Raw genomic sequence first — 18052 nt, 5'->3', positions numbered from 1 at the left:
AACGACGAAGGCCCCGGGCGGGGCCTTCGCTCGCTTGCCGCACCGGCCGCGCGCAGCGGCCGGTGGGGAGAAGCGCGTCAGACGTCGATGTTGCGCGCCGCCAGCGCGTTCGACTCGATGAAGTTGCGGCGCGGCTCGACCAGTTCGCCCATCAGCGTCGTGAAGATCTCGTCGGCGCCGATCGCGTCCTCGATCTGCACCTTCAGCAGGCGGCGGACCTTCGGGTCCATCGTCGTTTCCCACAGCTGCTCCGGGTTCATTTCGCCGAGACCCTTGTAGCGCTGCTTGCTGACCGTGCGCTCGACTTCGGCGAGCAGCCAGTTCATCGCCTGCGCGAAGGCGACGACCGGTGCCTTCTTTTCGCCGCGCTGGGCGTAGCCGCCGGCGCCGAAGAGGCCGGAGAGCATGTCGGCGGTCTTCATCAGCTGCGCCCAGTCGCCCGAGATCAACAGGTCCTCGTCGATGACGCCGACCTTGAGGTTGCCGTGGTGGATCTTCTCGACGCGCAGCTGCCAGCGTTCGTGTGCCTCGTCGTAGCGCGCGCGGATCTGGATGCCGTGGTTCACCCGCTTCGACAGTTCGCTGGCCGACTGCTGCGCGGCCGCCTCGGAGGACAGGTCGAGCTTCAGGTTGGCGTCGACGATCGTGTGCAGCACCTCCGGGTTGACCAGATGGTCGAGGCGGTTGATGACCGCCTCGGCGAGCAGGTATTCGCGCGCCATTTCCTCCAGCGCCGCGCCGCTGATCGGCTCGGCGCCGGCCTTCGGCACCACCGCGGCTTCGTCGAGCGCCATCCGCAGCAGGAACTGGTTCAGCTCGTGGTCGTCCTTGATGTAGCGCTCGGTCTTGCCGACCTTGACCTTGTACAGCGGCGGCTGCGCGATGTAGATGTGGCCGCGCTCGACCAGCTCCGGCATCTGCCGGTAGAAGAAGGTCAAGAGCAGCGTGCGGATGTGCGCGCCATCGACGTCGGCGTCGGTCATGATGATGATGCGGTGGTAGCGCAGCTTTTCCGGCTTGTACTCGTCCTTGCCGATGCCGGTGCCGAGCGCGGTGATCAGCGTCGCGATTTCCTGCGACGAGATCAGCTTGTCGAAGCGCGCCTTCTCGACGTTGAGGATCTTGCCCTTCAGCGGCAGGATCGCCTGGAACTTGCGGTCGCGGCCCTGCTTGGCGGAGCCGCCGGCGGAGTCGCCCTCGACCAGGTACAGCTCGCACAGCGACGGGTCCTTCTCCTGGCAGTCGGCAAGCTTGCCGGGCAGGCCGACGCCGTCGAGCACGCCCTTGCGCCGCGTCATCTCGCGCGCCTTGCGCGCGGCTTCGCGCGCACGCGCCGCCTCGACGATCTTGCCGGTGATCACCTTGGCGTCGGCCGGGCGCTCGAGCAGGAACTCGGCGAGCTTGGCGGCGACGACTTCCTGCACCGCCGGCTGCGCTTCGCTTGATACCAGCTTCATCTTCGTCTGCGAGGCGAACTTGGGATCGGGCATCTTCACCGACAGCACGCAGGCGAGGCCCTCGCGCATGTCGTCACCGGAGATGTCGACCTTCGCCTTCTTGGCGATCTCGTTTTCCTCGATGTACTTGTTGATGACGCGCGTCATCGCCGTGCGCAGGCCGGTCAGGTGCGTGCCGCCGTCGGACTGCGGGATGTTGTTGGTGAAGCACAGCACCTGCTCGGCGTACGAGTCGTTCCACTGCATCGCCACCTCGACGCCGATCGTCGCGCCGTTCGGCGCCGTGCTCTCGCCGGTCGAATAGAAGACGGTCGGGTGCAGCACCGACTTCGAGCGGTTGATGTACTCGACGAAGCTCTTGACGCCGCCGGCAAACGCAAACAGCTCCTCCTTGCCGGAACGCTGGTCGACCAGCTTGATGCTGACGCCGTTGTTCAGGAAGGACAGCTCGCGCAGGCGCTTGGCGAGGATCTCGTAGTGGAACTCGACGACGCCGAAGATCTCCTCGTCGGCGAGGAAGTGCACCTCGGTGCCGCGCTTCTCGGTCGTGCCGAGCACCTTCAGCGGCGAGACTTCGACGCCGTCGCGCATCTCCAGCGCGCGGTCGACCGGGACGCCGCGGTTGAATTCCATGAAGTGCTTCTGGCCGTCGCGGCGGATCGTCAGCCGCAGCCACTTCGACAAGGCGTTCACGCACGAGACGCCAACGCCGTGCAGGCCGCCGGACACCTTGTACGAGTTCTGGTTGAACTTGCCGCCGGCGTGCAGCTCGGTCAGCGCGATCTCGGCGGCCGAGCGCTTCGGCTCGTGCTTGTCGTCCATCTTGACGCCGGTCGGGATGCCGCGACCGTTGTCGGTGACCGAGATCGAGTTGTCGGCGTGGATGGTGACGACGATGTCGTCGCAGTGTCCGGCCAGCGCCTCGTCGATCGAGTTGTCGACGACTTCGAAGACCAGGTGGTGCAGGCCGGTGCCGTCCGAGGTGTCGCCGATGTACATCCCCGGACGTTTCCTGACCGCCTCCAGGCCTTCCAGGATCTGGATACTGGCTTCGCCGTAGGCCGGGGCGTTGTTCTGTTCGCTCACTATTCTAGTTTCCCTGTTTCACGTGGAACATCAATGACTTGTCGAAAGCAGTGTCAGATGCGCATCGGCATCACGACGTACTTGAAACGCTCGTTGCCGGGGATCGTCACCAGCGCGCTCGAGTTCGAGTCGTTGAGCCCCCACTGCACGGTTTCCGCCGAGCTGTTGTTGAGCACGTCGAGCAGGTAGCCGACGTTGAAGCCGATGTCGATCGCGTCGCCGCCGTACTCGACTTCGAGCTCTTCCTGCGCCTCTTCCTGCTCGGCGTTGGCGGCCATGATCTTCAGGCTGCCGGCGGCGAGCACCAGGCGCACGCCGCGGAACTTCTCGTTGGTCAGGATCGCCGCCCGCTGCATCGACGAGAGCAGCGCAGCGCGGTTGATCGTCAGCGTGTTGCGCAGCGTCGCAGGTATGACACGTTCATAATCCGGGAACTTGCCGTCGATCAGCTTGGAAACGAGGTTGATATGGCCGAACTGGAAGCGGATCTGGTTCGGCGCCGCCTCGATCACCAGCGGCTCGTCGTTGTCGGAGAGCAGGCGGTTCAGCTCGAGCACGGTCTTGCGCGGCAGGATCAGTTCCTGGCGCGGCAGGCTGCCGTCGATCGCCATGCTGGCAAAGGCCAGGCGGTGGCCGTCGGTGGCGACGGCACGCAGTTCGCCGCCATCCACCAGCAGGAGGAGGCCGTTCAGGTAGTAGCGCACGTCCTGCGCTGCCATCGCGAACTGGGTCTGCGCCAGCAGCTGGCGGAACTGCTTCTGCGTGACGGTGATCCGCTTCGCCTCGCCGTCGGCGATCGCCATCCGCGGGAAGTCGTCGGCGGGCAGCGTCTGCAGGCTGAAGCGGCTCTTCCCGGCGCGCAGCTGCAGGCGCTTGTCTTCGAGGATCAGGCTGACTTCGGCAGTGTCCGGCAGCGAGCGCAGGATGTCCTGCAGCTTCTTCGCGCCGACCGTGACCGCACCGTCGGCGTCGCCCTGCGCACCCTGCGTGCTGGTGGTGATCTGGATCTCGATGTCGGTCGCCAGCAGCGTCAGCGTGTCGCCCTTCTTTTCCAGCAGCACATTGGACAGGATAGGCAGGGTATGGCGTTTCTCGACGATGCCGGAAACCGACTGCAGCGGCGCGAGCAGCGTGTCGCGTTGGGTTTTAATAAGGACCATATATCTAATTCCTATAAATATAAGCTGCCGGTCAACTCTGTGGATACTTCGTAAAACCGCTTATTCTACAGTACGTTGCATTGAAAAAATGGCTCTTGAAAAGCCTGTTGCTTGCCTGTGGGTGAAAACTGGATGATTTATCCACAAGTGAATAAATCCGGGGTTCTCCACATTCGCCCCCCAGCTTGTTCACAGACTTGTCCCGTCTACCCCTTCAGCACCTGCAGCAGCACGTGCAGGTCATGGTTGAGCTCGTTGTCCTTGGTGCGCAGCGAATCGATCGTGCGCACGGCGTGCAAGACCGTCGTGTGGTCGCGGCCGCCGAAGGCGTCGCCGATCATCGGGTAGCTGTGCGCGGTGAGGTCCTTGGCCAGCCACATCGCCACCTGGCGCGGGCGGGCGATGGCGCGCGTGCGCTTCGGCGAGAAGAGGTCGGCAACCTTGATCTTGTAGTAGTCGGCGACGGTCTTCTGGATGTTCTCGACGGTGATCTGCCGGTTGACCGCGCCGATCACGTCCTTCAGCGCCTCCTTGGCGAGGTCGAGCTCGATCTCGCGGCCGTGGAACGAGGAGTAGGCGAGCACCTTCTTCAGCGCGCCCTCCAGTTCGCGGACGTTCGAGCGCAGATGCTTGGCGATGACGAAGGCGACCTCGTCGCTGAGCGCGACGCCCTCGGCCTCGGCCTTCTTCTTCAGGATGGCGACGCGCATCTCGGTCTCCGGCGGCTCGATCTGCACCGTCAGGCCCCAGTCGAAGCGCGTGATCAGCCGGTCCTCGAGGCCCGAGATGTCCTTCGGATAGGTGTCGCAGCTGATCACAATCTGCTTCCTGGCCTCGATCAGCGCGTTGAAGGCGTAGAAGAACTCCTCCTGCGTGCGGTTCTTGCCGTTGAAGAACTGCACGTCGTCGACCAGCAGCACGTCGAGCGAGCGGTAGTAGCGCTTGAAGACGTCGAAGGACTTCTGCTGGTAGGCGCGCACGACGTCGGAGTAGTAGTCCTCGGCATGCACGTAGCGGACGACCTTGTCCGGCTGCTGCGCGAGGATGGCGTTGCCGATGGCGTGGATCAGGTGCGTCTTGCCGAGGCCGGCGCCGCCGTAGATGAACAACGGGTTGTAGGCGCCGCCCGGGTTCTGCGCGACCTGCATCGCCGCGGCGCGGGCGAGGTCGTTGGCCTTGCCGACGACCAGGTTGTCGAAGGTGAAGGAATTGATCAGCCGCGTCTTCTCGTACGGGTTGCTGCTCGCGCGCAGCGCCGGCGGCGGGACCGGGGGCGAGGGGTCGGCGGCGGGCGCCGGCGCCGCCGGGCGTGCTGGCGGACGCGGCGGCGCCGCCGGCTTGCTGCTGCCGAGCGTCAGCGCGATGCTCACCGGTGCGTCGAAATAGGCCCGGCCGAGGTCCTCGATGCGGCTCAGGTAGCGTTCCTTGACCCATTTCAGGATGAAGCCGTTGGGGGCGATCAGGCGCAGGCCGTTGTTGATGTCGTCCTCGCCCTCGAGGCGCAGCGGACGAATCCAGGTGTTGAATTGCTGCAGCGGCAGTTCCTGTTCGAACTGGCTGAGGCAGGAATTCCAGAAAGAACTCATATGCAGATTTTCCGGCCGGCGGCGAGGCGTCGTCGGGAAGCGGACCGTGCCGCGGACGGGATCGTCCACAGCCCTTGCCCCTGCCGCCGAATCAAGCCTTAACTTCTTGTTTATAATGGATTGTCAAGCGAAAAAAGCGGTCGTCGAGCGCCGCTTTTGCGAGCATTTTACTCTGCTCGACGAAGAGTTATCCACAGGCTGTGAAAAAAATTGGCCTTGACACAAGAAGGCGCTTTCGGTCTAATTGCGCGTTTATCTTTGCATCAAAATCAAGGGCATAAATCATGAAACGCACTTATCAACCCTCGGTGGTCCGCCGCAAGCGTACGCACGGTTTCCTGGTCCGCATGCGCACCAAGGGTGGCCGCAAGGTCATCGCTGCGCGCCGCGCCAAGGGCCGTCACCGTCTGGGCGTTTGAGCACTGACGGCACAGCTGCCGGCGGCAACGGCAGGCCGGCCGCAACGACCCGCGGTTTCGGTTTTCCCAAGCGCTATCGATTGACCAAAACGGATGAGTATTCATCCGTTTTTGGTTTTAGAAGGGCCCTGAAAAGCCCGCACTTCCTGTTACATTACCGCCCGCGAGCGGAGGAAGAGGGCGAAAGCTGGAGCGTACCGCGCCTCGGCATCGTGGTCCCCAAGCGCCTGGTCAAGGCGGCGGTGCGCCGCAACCTGATCAAGCGCCTCGGCCGCGAACGGTTCCGGCTGCTGCGCCAACAGCTGCCGGCGCGCGATCTGGTGCTGCGCCTCAACGCCAAGCTGCCGGCGTTCGATCGCAAGGCGATCGCGGAAGAGATCGACCGGCTGCTGCTGAAGCTGAAGGCGCCGCTGCGCTAGCGGCGGGGCGAGGACGATGAGGAAACTGCTGCTGCTGCTGATTCGTTTCTACCAGCTGGCGATCAGCCCGCTGCTCGGCCGCCGCTGCCGGTTCTTCCCCAGCTGCTCGGAATACACCGCCGAAGCCATCCAGAAACACGGGGTCTGGAAGGGCGCGAGGCTGGGGGCGAAGCGCATCGCGCGCTGCCATCCCTGGCATCCCGGCGGCTACGATCCCGTACCCTGACAACCAAGAAGACTTGAGCCGTTAATGGACAACCGACGCCTGATTCTCCTGATGATCTTCTCCATCTCGCTGGTCATGCTGTGGGATGCCTGGCAGAAGTACAACCAGCCGAAGGCGCCGGTGCAGGCGACTGCGGCTCAGTCCGGCACCGCGACGCCGCAGCCGACGACCAGCCTGCAGGCCGCAGCGCCGACGGCGGCGCCCGCGGCCCCGGCCGGTGCCGCCGCCCCGGCCGCCACGACCGAGACGATCACGGTCAAGACCGATCTGTTTACCGCCGACATCTCGACCCTCGGCGGCGACATCACCCGCCTCGAGCTCAGCCGCTATACCGCGACCGAGGACAAGCGCAGGACCTTCGCGCTGTTCGAGCCGAAGCACCGCTACGCGGCGCAGAGCGGGCTGATCGGCGACGGCATGCCGAACCACCGGACACAGTTCACCGCCGTCAAGGGCCCGCGCGAGCTGGCCAAGGACGGCGGCAAGGACGACAAGCTGCAGGTCCGCCTGGAGGCGACCGCCGCCAACGGCGTCAAGGTCGCCAAGGTGTACACCTTCAGCCGCGGCAGCTACGCCATCGACGTCGCCACCGAGGTTCTGAACGGCGGCGCGCAGCCGCTGACCGCGCACGCCTACTACCAGTTTCAGCGCGACGACGTCGCGCCGGAGGGCGAGAGCGCGATGGTGTCCACCTTCACCGGCCCGGCCGTCTTTACCGGCGAGGAGAAGTACCAGAAGCTCGCCTTCGACGACATCGCCAAGGACAAGGCCAAGTTCGCCAAGTCGGCCGACAACGGCTGGCTGGCGATGGTCCAGCACTACTTCGTCGCCGCCTGGGTGCCGCAGGGCAAGGACAAGCGCGAGTTCTACGCGCGCAAGCTCGAGGGCGGCAACGGCAGCCCGCTGCTCACCGCCGCCGGCCTGATCCTGCCGCTGCCGCAGATCGCGCCGGGCGCCGCCGGCCAGCAGTCGATCACGCTCTACGCCGGCCCGCAGGAGCAGGCGACGCTGAAGAAGCTGGCCGAAGGCCTCGACCTGGTCGTCGACTACGGCTGGCTGACGGTGATCGCCGCGCCGATCTTCTGGGTACTGCAGGCGATCCACGGGCTGGTCGGCAACTGGGGCTGGGCGATCGTGCTGCTGACCGTCGGCATCAAGGCCATCTTCTATCCGCTGTCCGCGGCCAGCTACAAGTCGATGGCGAAGATGCGCACGATCACGCCGCGCCTGATGCAGCTGAAGGAGCGCTTCGGCGACGACCGCCAGCGCCTCAACCAGGAAATGATGAAGCTCTACCAGACCGAGAAGATCAACCCGCTCGGCGGCTGCCTGCCGATCCTGGTGCAGATCCCGGTGTTCATCGCGCTCTACTGGGTGCTGCTCGGCGCCGTCGAGATGCGCGACGCGCCGTGGGCGCTGTGGATCACCGACCTGTCGTCGGCCGACCCGTACTACGTGCTGCCGGTGATCATGGTCGTCTCGATGATCATCCAGACCAAGCTCAACCCGACGCCGCCGGACCCGATCCAGGCCAAGGTGATGATGGCCATGCCCTTCATCTTCGGCGTCATGTTCTTCTGGTTCCCGTCCGGCCTGGTCCTCTACTGGGTGGTCAACAACATCCTGTCGATCGCCCAGCAGTGGCAGATCACGCGGATGATCGAGGGCGGTGGCAAGCAGGCCGCCTGACACCATCGCCGCCATCGCGACGGCGCCGGGCCGCGGCGGCATCGGCGTCGTCCGCGTCTCGGGCGCCGGGCTGGCGCCCTTCGCGCAGGCGCTGACCGGCAAGGCGCCGAAGCCGCGCCTGGCGACGCTGGCCGACTTCCGCGATGCCGACGGCCGCACGCTCGACAGCGGCCTGCTCCTTTACTTCCCGGCGCCGCATTCCTTCACCGGCGACGACGTCATCGAACTGCAGGGCCATGGCGGGCCGGTGGTCATGCAGCTGCTGCTCGCGCGCTGCGTCGAGCTCGGCGCGCGACTGGCCGAACCCGGTGAATTCACGCGCCGCGCGTTTGACAACGACAAGCTCGACCTGGCGCAGGCGGAAGCCGTCGCCGACCTGATCGACGCCGCCACGGCGAGCGCCGCGCGCTCGGCGGTGCGCTCGCTGCAGGGCGAGTTCTCGAAGGAGATCCACGCGCTGGTCGACGAGCTGACCGAGCTGCGCGCGCTGACCGAGGCGACCCTCGACTTCCCCGACGAGGAGATCGACTTCCTGCAGTCGGCCGACGCCTTCGGCCGGCTGAACCGCCTCGCCGCGCGACTGGCCGCGGTCTTCGACCGCGCGCAGCAGGGGCGGCTGTTGCAGGGCGGCCTGCACGTGGTGCTGGTCGGCCAGCCGAACGTCGGCAAGTCCAGCCTGCTCAACCGGCTCGCCGGCGACGAGCTGGCGATCGTCACGCCGGTCGCCGGCACCACGCGCGACGCGCTGAAGGGCAGCATCCAGATCGAGGGCATTCCGCTGCACGTGATCGACACCGCCGGCCTGCGCGAGACCGAGGACGAGGTCGAGAAGATCGGCATCGAGCGCACCTGGCGCGAGATCGAGCGTGCCGACGTCGTGCTGCTGCTGACCGACGCCCAGCATGGCGTCGGCGACGCCGAGCGGGCGATCCTCGCGCGGCTGCCGGCGGCGATCCGGCGCATCACCGTCGACAACAAGATCGACCTCGCCGGCCGCGCGCCGGAACGCCGGGAGACCGCCGACGGCGTCAGCATCGCGCTGTCGGCCAAGACGGGGGAGGGCATCGACGTGCTGCAGCAGGAACTGCTCGCCGTCGCCGGCTGGCACCAGGCCGAAGACGTCTTCATCGCGCGCGAACGGCACCTGCAGGCGCTGCGCGAGGCGGCCGCGCACCTCGCCGCGGCCGAAGCGCAGCTGCCGCGGCTGGAGCTCTTCGCCGAGGAGATGCGGCTGGCGCAGCAGGCCTTGGGGCGGATCACCGGCGAATTCAGCGCCGACGACCTGCTCGGCGAAATCTTCGGCCGCTTCTGCATCGGCAAATAGCGGCCGCCACTGCGCAAGCGCCCTCCGCCCTGACCCTGATGATCGCCGAATCGCCGGAACTGAGCCTTGTCGCGCTGCTCGCGGTCGCTGCCTTCGCCGCCGGCTTCATCGATTCGGTCGTCGGCGGCGGCGGCCTGATCCAGATCCCGGCGCTGTTCACGGTGCTGCCGCAGCACGCGCCGGCGACGCTGTTCGGCACCAACAAGTTCGCCAGCGTCTTCGGCACGAGCAACGCCGCCTGGCGCTACGCGCGCCGCGTCGCGATGCCGTGGCGGACGACGCTGCCGGCGGCGCTCGCCGCCTTCGCCTGTTCCTACCTCGGCGCGATGGCGGTGGCCTGGCTGCCGCGCGAGCTGCTGCGGCCGCTGATCCTCGTACTGCTGGTCGGCGCCGCGGTCTATACCTTCATCAAGAAGGACTTCGGCGCGGTGCACGGGCCGCAGCACTCCGGGCACCGGGAACTCCTCTACGCGGTGTTGCTCGGCGGCGTGATCGGCTTCTACGACGGCTTCTTCGGTCCCGGCACCGGCAGCTTCCTGATCTTCCTGTTCATCCGCTTCTTCGGCTTCGACTTCCTGCACGCGTCGGCCGCGGCGAAGGTGGTGAACGTCGCCACCAACCTCGCCGCGCTCGCCTACTTCGCGCCGAACGGCCACCTGCTGTGGATCACCGCGGCGGCGATGGCGCTCGCCAACGTCGGCGGCTCGCTCGCCGGCACCCACCTCGCACTGAAGCACGGCAGCGGCTTCGTGCGCCAGGTCTTCCTCGCCGTCGTCTCGCTGCTGATCCTGAAGTTCGCCTGGGATACCTTCAGCTGATCCGCTTGCCGTACTTGCCGGCGACGCGCTGCAGGGCTTCCTTGCCGGAGAGCACGCGCCAGTCGCGCGGGTCGCGCGCGCGCGCCTGCTGCAGGTAGCGCTGCGCCTGCTCGGCGAGCTCGTCGCGCCAGCCCTGCTGGTCCATCAATGCACTGATCGCCTTTGCCGCGTTGACCAGGAACTGCAGGCTGGGCACCGCCTCGGCGGCGTCGACCAGCAGCCGGACCGATTCCTCGAGGTCGCCGCTGCGCGCGGCGAGCACGCCGCGGTTATTGAGCTCGACGATCTCGCGGTTGACCTGGTCGAGCAGCGCGCGGCCGGCGTCCTCGTTGCCGGTGCGCGCGAAGACGCCCTCGATGCGGGCGAGGACGTGCCGGTTGTCGTTGTTCTCCGCCGCCACCTTCTTCATGATCGTCTGCGCCGCATCGCCGTCGCCGGCGGCGAGGCAGGCCTGCGCGAGATCGACGGCGATCTTGTGCGAGATCGGCTTCGCCGGATCGCCGTCGCGCTCAAGCGCCTCGTGCAGCCGCAGCGCCTCGGCGACCGCCGCGCGCGCCTTCTCCGGCTCGCCCTCGGCCTGCAGGCAGAGGCTGTCCATCACCGCCGCCGCGTACTCGCCCTGCCTGCTGCCGCGCCAGTCGCGCTTCAACTCCTGGATGAGCTGGCGGGCGCCGGCCGTCTGCCCCTTGTCGAGCATCACCCGCGACAGGTTGGCGTAGTCGTCGACCTGCCGCAGCGACGAGCCGCGATGCCGCTCGAGTACCTTGCCGTAGGCCTTCTCGGCGGCGTCGAGGTCGCCGTTGCGCATCGCCACGTCGCCGACCACGCGCTGCCGCCCGGCGTTGTTCGGCGACAGCGTCGCCGCCTGCTGCAGCACCGCCTGCGCCGCTTCCAGCCGCCCCTTTTCTTCCTGCACGCCGGCGAGGAAGTCGTAGGCCGAGAGGTATTGCGGGAACTCGTCGACCACCTGCTGCGCCAGCGTCTCCGCCTCGTCGAGCGACTTGCGCCCGCGCAGCGCGAAGGCCAGCCCCATGCGCGCCCACGGCACCGACTTGCGCGCCAGCACGTCGCGGTAGATCGCCTCGGCCTCGTCGTGGCGGCCGAGCGCATTGAGGATCTCGCCCTTCAGCCGCAGCACGTCGAGCTCGAACGGCGACGTGTTGGCGAGCAGCCGGTCGCACGCGTTGAGCGCGCCGATGTAGGCGCCCTGGTCGAGCTTCTGGTAGACCGGCGCGAAGAAGTTCTTCTTGAACACCGCCTTCAGGATCCGGGCCTGCAGCTGCTCGGAGGTGAACGGCTTGATCACGTAGTCGTCGGGCGCCAGCTCGGCGACCGAGATCACGTTGTGGTAGCCGCGCTCGCTGGTGATCACCATGAACACCGTGCCGAGCGGGATCAGGTGCTGCTGGCGCAGCTCCTCGAGCAGCTGCTGGCCGTCGCGGCCGTCGTCGAGGACGTAGTCGGAGAGGATGATGTCGAAGGTGCTCGCCTTCACCTGGCGCAGCACCTCCGCCGAGCTGCCGGCGCCGGTGACGTTGGTGACGCCGAGCGCGGACAGCATCAGGCGCAGCGCGTCGCGCGCCGCCGGATGGCGGTCGACGATCAGCACGCGCTTGCGCGGCAGTTCCTTCTGCAAGCGCTGCGACAGCTCGTCGGTACCGAAGTCGTCGAGGGAGGCCATCAGCCAAAGGTAAGCGATGCGCTCCCCGGTGACAAGCGGCGGCCGGGCGTGGCCGCGCCTAGCCGGCGCCGAGGTAGCTGCGGATCGCGGCGACCGCGTCGTGCAGCCGGTCGGCGGTGCGCTGCTGCAACGGCCCGATCGCCGCCGTGCCGGCGCCGTCGCGGCAGGCCTGCTCGAGCGCGCGTGCGGCGTCGGCGAGCGCCGTCGCGCCGGCGGTCGCCGCCAGCCCCTTCAGCGTATGGGCGAGGCGGAGCGCCTCATCGTCGGCACCGGCGGCCCGCGCCGCGGCGAAGCGCGCACCGAAGTCGGCCTCGTCGGCGGCGAACACTTCGAGGATCATGCGGTAGGTGTCGAGGTCGCCGCCGGTGCGCGCCAGCGCGCCGCGCGTATCGAAGCCGGCCAGCGCCGCGAGCGGATCGCCGGCGGCCGCCGGCGCGGCCTCGCTGCCGGCGGCGCGGCGCAGCCAGCGCTGCAGCGTGCGGTTCAGTTCGCGCAGGTCGATCGGTTTCGTCAGGTGGTCGTTCATGCCGGCGGCGAGCGAGCGTTCGCGATCGCCGCTCATCGCGTGCGCGGTCATCGCGATCACCGGCAGCTTTTCCAGACCGGGTGTCGCGCGGATCCGCCGCGTCGCCTCGTAGCCGTCCATCAGCGGCATCTGGCAGTCCATCAGCACCGCGTCGTAGCGGCCGGCGGCGAGGCGTTCGAGCGCCTCCCGGCCGTTCTCGGCGAGGTCGACCTGCAGGCCGCTGCGCTTCAGGAAGTTGAGTGCGACCTCCTGGTTCAGCCGGTTGTCCTCGACCAGCAGCACGCGGGCGCCGGCCAGCGCGTCGCCGCGTTCGACGGCCGGCGGCGGCGCCTCGCCGGCCGCGATGGGCACGCCGTCGCCGGCCAGCGCGCGGTCGATGGCCGCGCGCAGCTGGCCCGGCGTAAACGGCTTCTGCAGCACGCCGGCGATGCCGGCGCGGCGGAGGTCCTCACTGCGCACGAAGTCGGCGAAGGCGGTGACCAGGATCGTACGCGGCCGCGCCGCGGCGGCGCAGCGGGCGGCGACGCCGAGGCCGCCGCCGTCGGGCAGCGCGTTGTCGAGCAGCAGCAGGTCGCAGGGCGCGCCGTCGGCGAGCGCGGCGAGCGCCATCGCGCCGTCGGCGAAGGCGGCGACCTCGGCGCCGAGCTGCCGCAACTGGTCAGCGAGCGTCGTGCGCGCCAGCGTGTTGGCGTCGACGAGCAGTACGTGCCGGCCGGCGCAGGCGGCCGCTGCCACCGCGTCCCCGGCCGTCGCGCCGACGCCGATGCGGACGGTGAACCAGAACGTGCTGCCCAACCCGGGCTCGCTGACGACGCCGATGCTGCCGCCCATCAGTTCGACCAGGCGGCGCGAGATCGCCAGGCCGAGGCCGGTGCCGCCGTATTGCCGGGTGGTCGTCGAGTCGGCCTGCGTGAACGGCTCGAACAGCCGCACCTGCTGCTCGGGCGCGATGCCGATGCCGGTGTCGCGGACCGCGAAGCGCAGCACGACATCGCCGCCGACGCGCAGCAGCGGCTCGGCGTGGACGGTGATCTCGCCGTGTTCGGTGAACTTGGCGGCGTTGCCGACGAGGTTGAGCAGCACCTGGCGCAGGCGCAGCGGATCGCCGACCAGCGTCGGCGGAATGTCCGGCGCGATGTCGAAGAGCAGTTCGAGCTCGCGCGCCGCAACATGGCTGCCGGCGAGGTCGGCGACCGCGCGCAGCACGTCGTCGAGCGCGAACGGCAGGCGCTCGAGGTCGAGCCGCCCGGCCTCGATCTTCGAGTAGTCGAGCGCGTCGTTGACGATCTCGAGCAGCGAGGTCGCCGCCTGGTTGGCCTTACGCAGGAAGTCCTGCGTGCGGACGGGTTCGTCGCTGTCGAGCGCCAGCTGCAGCATGCCGAGAATGGCGTTCATCGGCGTCCGGATCTCGTGGCTCATGTTGGCGAGGAACTCGCCCTTGGCCCGGCTGGCCGCCTCGGCGGCCTGCTGCACCAGCTTGAGCTCGGTGATGTCCACGCGGAAGCCGACCGTGTAGCCCTCCGGCGTCTTGCGTTCGACGATGCGCAGCCAGCGGCCGTCGCCGAGCTTCTGCTCGACCACGCTGTCGCCGCGGCGGTGCGCGGCCAGCCGCTCGGCGACCCAGTCCGCGACGCGGCCACGCGCGGCGGCGTACTGGCCGCGCTCGGCGCCGACGCGCAGGATGTCCTCGAAGCGATTTCCCGGCACGATCAGGTCGGCCGACAGCGCGTAGGTCTCGCGGTACTTCTCGTTGCAGAAGAGCAGCCGGTCGTCGGCGTCGTAGACGACGAAGGCTTCGTCGATCGCGTCGATCGCCGCACGCAGGATGCGCTCGCTTTCGCGTAGCGCCTTCTCGGCGCGACGCAGTTCGCTGATCTCCTCCTTGACCGCGACGAAATGGGTGATCGTGCCGGCCTCGTCGCGGACCGGCGAGATGATCGCGAACTCGGAAAAAAGCGAGCCGTCCTTGCGCCGGTTCACGAATTCACCGCGCCAGGTGCCGCCGCCGAGGATGGTCTGCCACAGCGTGGCGTAGGTCGCGGGCGTCGTCTGCCCGGATTGGATCAGCGCCGGCGTGCGGCCGCGCACCTCGTCGAGCGTGTAGCCGGTGACGCGGGTGAAGCAGGGATTGACGTACTCGATGCGGCCGCCGACGTCGGTGATCACGACCGAGGTTTCGGTCTGCTCGATCGCCTGCGACAGCTTGCGCAGCGCGTCCTGCACGCTGGCCGTCTCGGCGGCGTGGCGCGCCGCCGCCTGCCGCATCCGCCACAGCGCCCAGCCGGCGACTGCGGTCGCCAGCACGGCCCACGCAAGCACTACCGCCATCGATTCCCCTGAACGAAAACGCCCGCCGGCGGCGGGCATGCCCGGCGACATGATAGAGCAGGCGGCCGTCGCGCCCAATCAGTGCCGGAGTGTCTAATAATAGCCATTGACTATCGACAATATTCTAAATATCAATTGGATCAATGGTCGCCCGGTCCGTAGCATGGGCACCGTTGCTTCCACTTCAACCCAAGGAGATAAACATGAGCGTTTCCCTGATCAACACCGAAATCAAGCCCTTCAAGGCCACCGCCTACCACAACGGCAAGTTCGTGCCGGTCAGCGAGGCCGACCTCAAGGGCAAGTGGTCCGTGGTCTTCTTCTACCCGGCCGACTTCACCTTCGTCTGCCCGACCGAGCTCGGCGACCTCGCCGACGAATACGCCGCGCTGAAGGACATGGGCGTCGAGGTGTACTCGGTGTCGACCGACACCCACTTCACGCACAAGGCCTGGCACGACGCGTCGGAGACGATCCGGAAGATCCGCTACCCGATGATCGGCGACCCGACCGGCGCGATCACCCGCAACTTCGGCGTGATGATCGAGGAAGAGGGCCTGGCGCTGCGCGGCACCTTCGTCATCAACCCGGAAGGCGTGATCAAGGTCTGCGAGATCCACGACCTCGGCATCGGCCGCGATGCCAAGGAACTGAAGCGCAAGATCCAGGCCGCGCAGTACGTCGCCTCGCACCCGGGCGAAGTCTGCCCGGCCAAGTGGACCCCGGGCGAGAAGACCCTGGCGCCGTCGCTGGACCTGGTCGGCAAGATCTAAGCCGGCCGTAGCACCCGCTCCCGGCCGCCGGCCGGGAGTGCAGCGCAAAGGCGCCGGCGGGAAGTCCTTCGCTCCCCAACCCCGCCGACGCAGTACCGCCCGTCGGCGCCTTTGCAGTGCAGTCGTCAATCGACCAAACGAACCATCGAAGGGAGAACCCCATGCTCGACGCCGCCATCAAGCAGCAACTCGCCGCCTACCTCGAACGCCTGCAGCAGCCGATCGAACTGGTCGCCTCGCTCGACGCCAGCGCCGCGGCGCAGGAGATGCGCGAACTGCTGCACGACATCGCCTCGCTGTCGGCGAAGGTCAGCGTGCGCGAGGACGGCACGGCGACCCGGACACCGTCGTTCGCCGTCGGCCGGCCGGGCGAGGCGGCACGCATCGAGTTCGCCGGCATCCCGATGGGCCACGAGTTCACCTCGCTGGTGCTGGCGCTGCTGCAGACCGGCGGCCACCCGCCGAAGGTGGCGCCGGAGGTGATCGCGCAGATCGAGGCGCTCGACGGCGAGTTCAGGTTCGAGACCTTCATCTCGCTGTCCTGCCACAACTGCCCGGACGTGGTGCAGGCGCTGAACCTGATCGCCGTGCTCAATCCGCAGGCGACCAGCGCGATGATCGACGGTGCGCTGTTCCAGCGCGAGGTCGAGGCGCGGAAGATCATGGCCGTGCCGACCGTCTTCCTCAACGGCGAACCCTTCGGTCAGGGCCGGATGACGATCGAGGAGATCGTCGCCAGGCTGGATGTCGGCGCCGAGCAGCGCGCGGCCGAGAAGCTTGCCGCCAAGGAAGCGTTCGACGTGCTGGTCGTCGGCGGCGGCCCGGCCGGCGCGGCAGCGGCGATCTACGCGGCGAGGAAGGGGATCCGCACCGGCGTGCTCGCCGAGCGCTTCGGCGGCCAGGTGCTGGATACCATGGCGATCGAGAACTTCATCTCGGTCAAGGCCACCGACGGCCCGAAGCTCGCCGCCGGGCTCGAGCAGCACGTGCGCGAGTACGAGGTCGACATCATGAACCTGCAGCGCGCCGAGGCCTTGATCCCGGGCGAGCGCTTCCATGAAGTGCGCACCGCGAGCGGCGCGGTGCTCAAGGCGAAGAGCGTGATCGTCGCCACCGGTGCGCGCTGGCGCGAGATGAACGTGCCCGGCGAGCGCGAGTACCGCGGCCAGGGCGTGGCCTACTGCCCGCACTGCGACGGCCCGCTGTTCAAGGGCAAGCGCGTCGCGGTGATCGGCGGCGGCAACTCCGGCGTCGAGGCGGCGATCGACCTCGCCGGCATCGTCGGCCACGTCACGCTGCTCGAATTCGCCGACGCGCTGCGCGCCGATGCGGTGCTGCAGAAGAAGCTGTACAGCCTGGCCAACGTCACCGTCATCAAGCAGGCGCAGACGACCGAGGTGCACGGCGACGGCGGCAAGGTGAATGCGCTCTCCTACAAGGACCGCGCCAGCGGCGAGACCAAGCGCATCGAGCTCGAAGGCGTCTTCGTGCAGATCGGCCTGCTGCCGAACACCGACTGGCTGAAGGGTACGCTCGCGCTGTCGAAGCACGGCGAGATCGAGATCGACGCGCGCGGCCAGACCTCGCTGCCCGGCGTCTTCGCCGCCGGCGACGCGACGACGGTGCCGTTCAAGCAGATCATCATCGCCATGGGCGCCGGCGCCACCGCCTCGCTCGGCGCCTTCGACCACCTGATCCGCAGCTCGCTGCCGGCGGCGGTCGCGGCCTGAACGGCGCCGCGTCCGGGCGCAATGACGGCCGCCTGCGGGCGGCCGTTTTGCCTATGGCGCTGCCGGCAGCAGCACGAGGCGCTCGCCGCGGCGCACCACCGGCATCGCGAAGTCGAAGCGGTCGGCCTGCGCGCACAGCTCGAGATCGGCCGGCGGCAGGCTCGGATTGTTGCCGGCGGCGAAGCGGCGGCCGAAGTCGGAGTCGCGGACGCGCTGCTCGAACGGCCGCGGGTCGGGCGTTTCGCCGTGCAGCAGCGCTTCCAGATAGTCGGCGCAGGCGGCGTCCTCGTCGCCGTCGCGGTCCACCCATTCGCCGGTGACCAGCAGCGTCACCTGTTCCGGCGCCTGCCGACGGATCGCCGCCGCCGTCGCCGCCGCGCAGACCAGGCTGCCGGCGTAGGCGGCGCGCGCGTGCGCGAAGCGCAACAGGCCGCGGACGCCGGCAGCGGTGGTCTGGATCAGCTCCTTGCCGCGCAGGTCGGCGCCGGCCAGCCGCGACGGCGAATTGCCGTAGTCGAAGCCGGGCACCGGGTCGCCGCCGGCGACGGCGCCGGTGGTCAGCGCCTCCGGCAGCAGGCGGTGCAGCGCGAGCGCCTCGGCGACCGTTTCCACCGGATGGATCGCGCGCGCGCCGGCGGCGAAGGCGTAGGCGGCGGTCGAGAACGAGCGCAGCACGTCGATGACGACGACGACGCCGTCGTCGGCGTGTCCCGGGCTCGGGTCGAGGCGGTTGAGATAGAGGCGGCGGGTGCGCATCGCGGCGGCGGGCGTTGGTCTTTCGCCTAGCATGCCATGGCCGCCCGCCGGCGGCCACCCGGGCGCAGCCGGCG

Annotated in this window: 14 protein-coding genes; 8 read left to right on the top strand and 6 right to left on the bottom strand. The window is 68.3% G+C overall.

Annotation, left to right across the window (positions count from 1 at the left end):
- Positions 1-77 precede the first annotated feature (77 nt).
- The 3 genes from gyrB to dnaA all read right to left on the bottom strand — a co-directional run bounded on the left by gyrB (position 78) and on the right by dnaA (position 5289).
- Positions 78-2543 carry a DNA topoisomerase (ATP-hydrolyzing) subunit B gene (gene gyrB / locus IWH25_RS03180; protein ID WP_203387914.1) on the bottom strand — a complete coding sequence of 822 codons (2466 nt, stop codon included), beginning with the start codon at positions 2541-2543 and terminating at the stop codon, positions 78-80.
- Between the two features lie 53 nt (positions 2544-2596).
- Positions 2597-3703, bottom strand: a complete 1107-nt coding sequence (gene dnaN, locus IWH25_RS03175) for a DNA polymerase III subunit beta (protein ID WP_203387913.1) — start codon at positions 3701-3703, stop codon at positions 2597-2599.
- Between the two features lie 206 nt (positions 3704-3909).
- Positions 3910-5289, bottom strand: a complete 1380-nt coding sequence (gene dnaA / locus IWH25_RS03170) for a chromosomal replication initiator protein DnaA (RefSeq protein WP_203387912.1) — start codon at positions 5287-5289, stop codon at positions 3910-3912.
- A 284-nt stretch (positions 5290-5573) separates the two neighbouring features.
- On the opposite strand from dnaA, the gene rpmH reads away from it, so the two are divergent.
- Genes rpmH through IWH25_RS03140 form a run of 6 tightly spaced genes read left to right on the top strand, consistent with a single transcriptional unit; the run spans position 5574 to position 10184 of the window.
- On the top strand, positions 5574-5708 hold the full coding sequence (gene rpmH / locus IWH25_RS03165) for a 50S ribosomal protein L34 (protein ID WP_203387911.1): 135 nt from the start codon (positions 5574-5576) through the stop codon (positions 5706-5708).
- The gene (gene rnpA, locus IWH25_RS03160) at positions 5705-6127 is read left to right on the top strand and encodes a ribonuclease P protein component (protein ID WP_203387910.1); all 423 of its coding nucleotides are present in this window, start codon (positions 5705-5707) and stop codon (positions 6125-6127) included. The genes rpmH and rnpA overlap by 4 nt, the downstream gene beginning before the upstream one ends.
- A gap of 16 nt (positions 6128-6143) precedes the next feature.
- Positions 6144-6353 carry a membrane protein insertion efficiency factor YidD gene (gene yidD, locus IWH25_RS03155; RefSeq protein WP_203387909.1) on the top strand — a complete coding sequence of 70 codons (210 nt, stop codon included), beginning with the start codon at positions 6144-6146 and terminating at the stop codon, positions 6351-6353.
- 24 nt (positions 6354-6377) lie between these two features.
- Entirely contained in the window at positions 6378-8042 is a 1665-nt protein-coding gene (yidC, locus tag IWH25_RS03150; protein WP_203387908.1) for a membrane protein insertase YidC, read from the top strand.
- A complete protein-coding gene (gene mnmE, locus IWH25_RS03145) occupies positions 8023-9366 on the top strand; it encodes a tRNA uridine-5-carboxymethylaminomethyl(34) synthesis GTPase MnmE (protein ID WP_203387907.1) in 1344 nt (447 codons plus the stop codon). Before yidC ends, mnmE begins: the two co-directional genes overlap by 20 nt.
- A gap of 38 nt (positions 9367-9404) precedes the next feature.
- Positions 9405-10184, top strand: a complete 780-nt coding sequence (locus tag IWH25_RS03140) for a sulfite exporter TauE/SafE family protein (RefSeq protein ID WP_203387906.1) — start codon at positions 9405-9407, stop codon at positions 10182-10184.
- Here the strand turns inward: IWH25_RS03140 and IWH25_RS03135 are convergent.
- Together IWH25_RS03135 and IWH25_RS03130 are read right to left on the bottom strand one after the other, a co-directional pair.
- Positions 10177-11865: a response regulator gene (locus tag IWH25_RS03135; protein WP_203387905.1), complete on the bottom strand. Its 1689-nt coding sequence runs from the start codon at positions 11863-11865 to the stop codon at positions 10177-10179. The genes IWH25_RS03140 and IWH25_RS03135 overlap by 8 nt on opposite strands.
- Before the next feature lie 58 nt (positions 11866-11923).
- Entirely contained in the window at positions 11924-14719 is a 2796-nt protein-coding gene (locus IWH25_RS03130; protein ID WP_203387904.1) for a PAS domain-containing hybrid sensor histidine kinase/response regulator, read from the bottom strand.
- A gap of 203 nt (positions 14720-14922) precedes the next feature.
- Between IWH25_RS03130 and ahpC the strand changes: the two genes are divergently transcribed.
- Positions 14923-15492: an alkyl hydroperoxide reductase subunit C gene (ahpC, locus tag IWH25_RS03125; RefSeq protein WP_203387903.1), complete on the top strand. Its 570-nt coding sequence runs from the start codon at positions 14923-14925 to the stop codon at positions 15490-15492.
- 161 nt (positions 15493-15653) lie between these two features.
- The gene (gene ahpF, locus IWH25_RS03120) at positions 15654-17222 is read left to right on the top strand and encodes an alkyl hydroperoxide reductase subunit F (protein WP_203387902.1); all 1569 of its coding nucleotides are present in this window, start codon (positions 15654-15656) and stop codon (positions 17220-17222) included.
- 51 nt (positions 17223-17273) lie between these two features.
- Here ahpF and IWH25_RS03115 read toward each other — a convergent pair whose 3' ends face one another.
- Positions 17274-17978, bottom strand: a complete 705-nt coding sequence (locus IWH25_RS03115; RefSeq protein ID WP_203387901.1) for a 2-phosphosulfolactate phosphatase — start codon at positions 17976-17978, stop codon at positions 17274-17276.
- Between the last annotated feature and the right edge of the window lie 74 nt (positions 17979-18052).

The sequence above is a fragment of the Azospira restricta genome (assembly GCF_016858125.1).
GTDB classification, from domain to species: domain Bacteria; phylum Pseudomonadota; class Gammaproteobacteria; order Burkholderiales; family Rhodocyclaceae; genus Proximibacter; species Proximibacter restrictus.
The sequence above is the reverse complement of the archived record's forward strand: the minus strand, read 5'-3'. Positions and strand labels throughout refer to the sequence as shown.

Coding starts and splice junctions, on each gene's coding strand:
- dnaN (WP_203387913.1), bottom strand. CDS start 3,703: ATGGTCCTTATTAAAACCCAACGCGACACGCTGCTCGCGCCGCTGCAG.
- dnaA (WP_203387912.1), bottom strand. CDS start 5,289: ATGAGTTCTTTCTGGAATTCCTGCCTCAGCCAGTTCGAACAGGAACTG.
- rpmH (WP_203387911.1), top strand. CDS start 5,574: ATGAAACGCACTTATCAACCCTCGGTGGTCCGCCGCAAGCGTACGCAC.
- yidD (WP_203387909.1), top strand. CDS start 6,144: ATGAGGAAACTGCTGCTGCTGCTGATTCGTTTCTACCAGCTGGCGATC.
- yidC (WP_203387908.1), top strand. CDS start 6,378: ATGGACAACCGACGCCTGATTCTCCTGATGATCTTCTCCATCTCGCTG.
- IWH25_RS03140 (WP_203387906.1), top strand. CDS start 9,405: ATGATCGCCGAATCGCCGGAACTGAGCCTTGTCGCGCTGCTCGCGGTC.
- IWH25_RS03135 (WP_203387905.1), bottom strand. CDS start 11,865: ATGGCCTCCCTCGACGACTTCGGTACCGACGAGCTGTCGCAGCGCTTG.
- IWH25_RS03130 (WP_203387904.1), bottom strand. CDS start 14,719: ATGGCGGTAGTGCTTGCGTGGGCCGTGCTGGCGACCGCAGTCGCCGGC.
- ahpC (WP_203387903.1), top strand. CDS start 14,923: ATGAGCGTTTCCCTGATCAACACCGAAATCAAGCCCTTCAAGGCCACC.
- ahpF (WP_203387902.1), top strand. CDS start 15,654: ATGCTCGACGCCGCCATCAAGCAGCAACTCGCCGCCTACCTCGAACGC.
- IWH25_RS03115 (WP_203387901.1), bottom strand. CDS start 17,978: ATGCGCACCCGCCGCCTCTATCTCAACCGCCTCGACCCGAGCCCGGGA.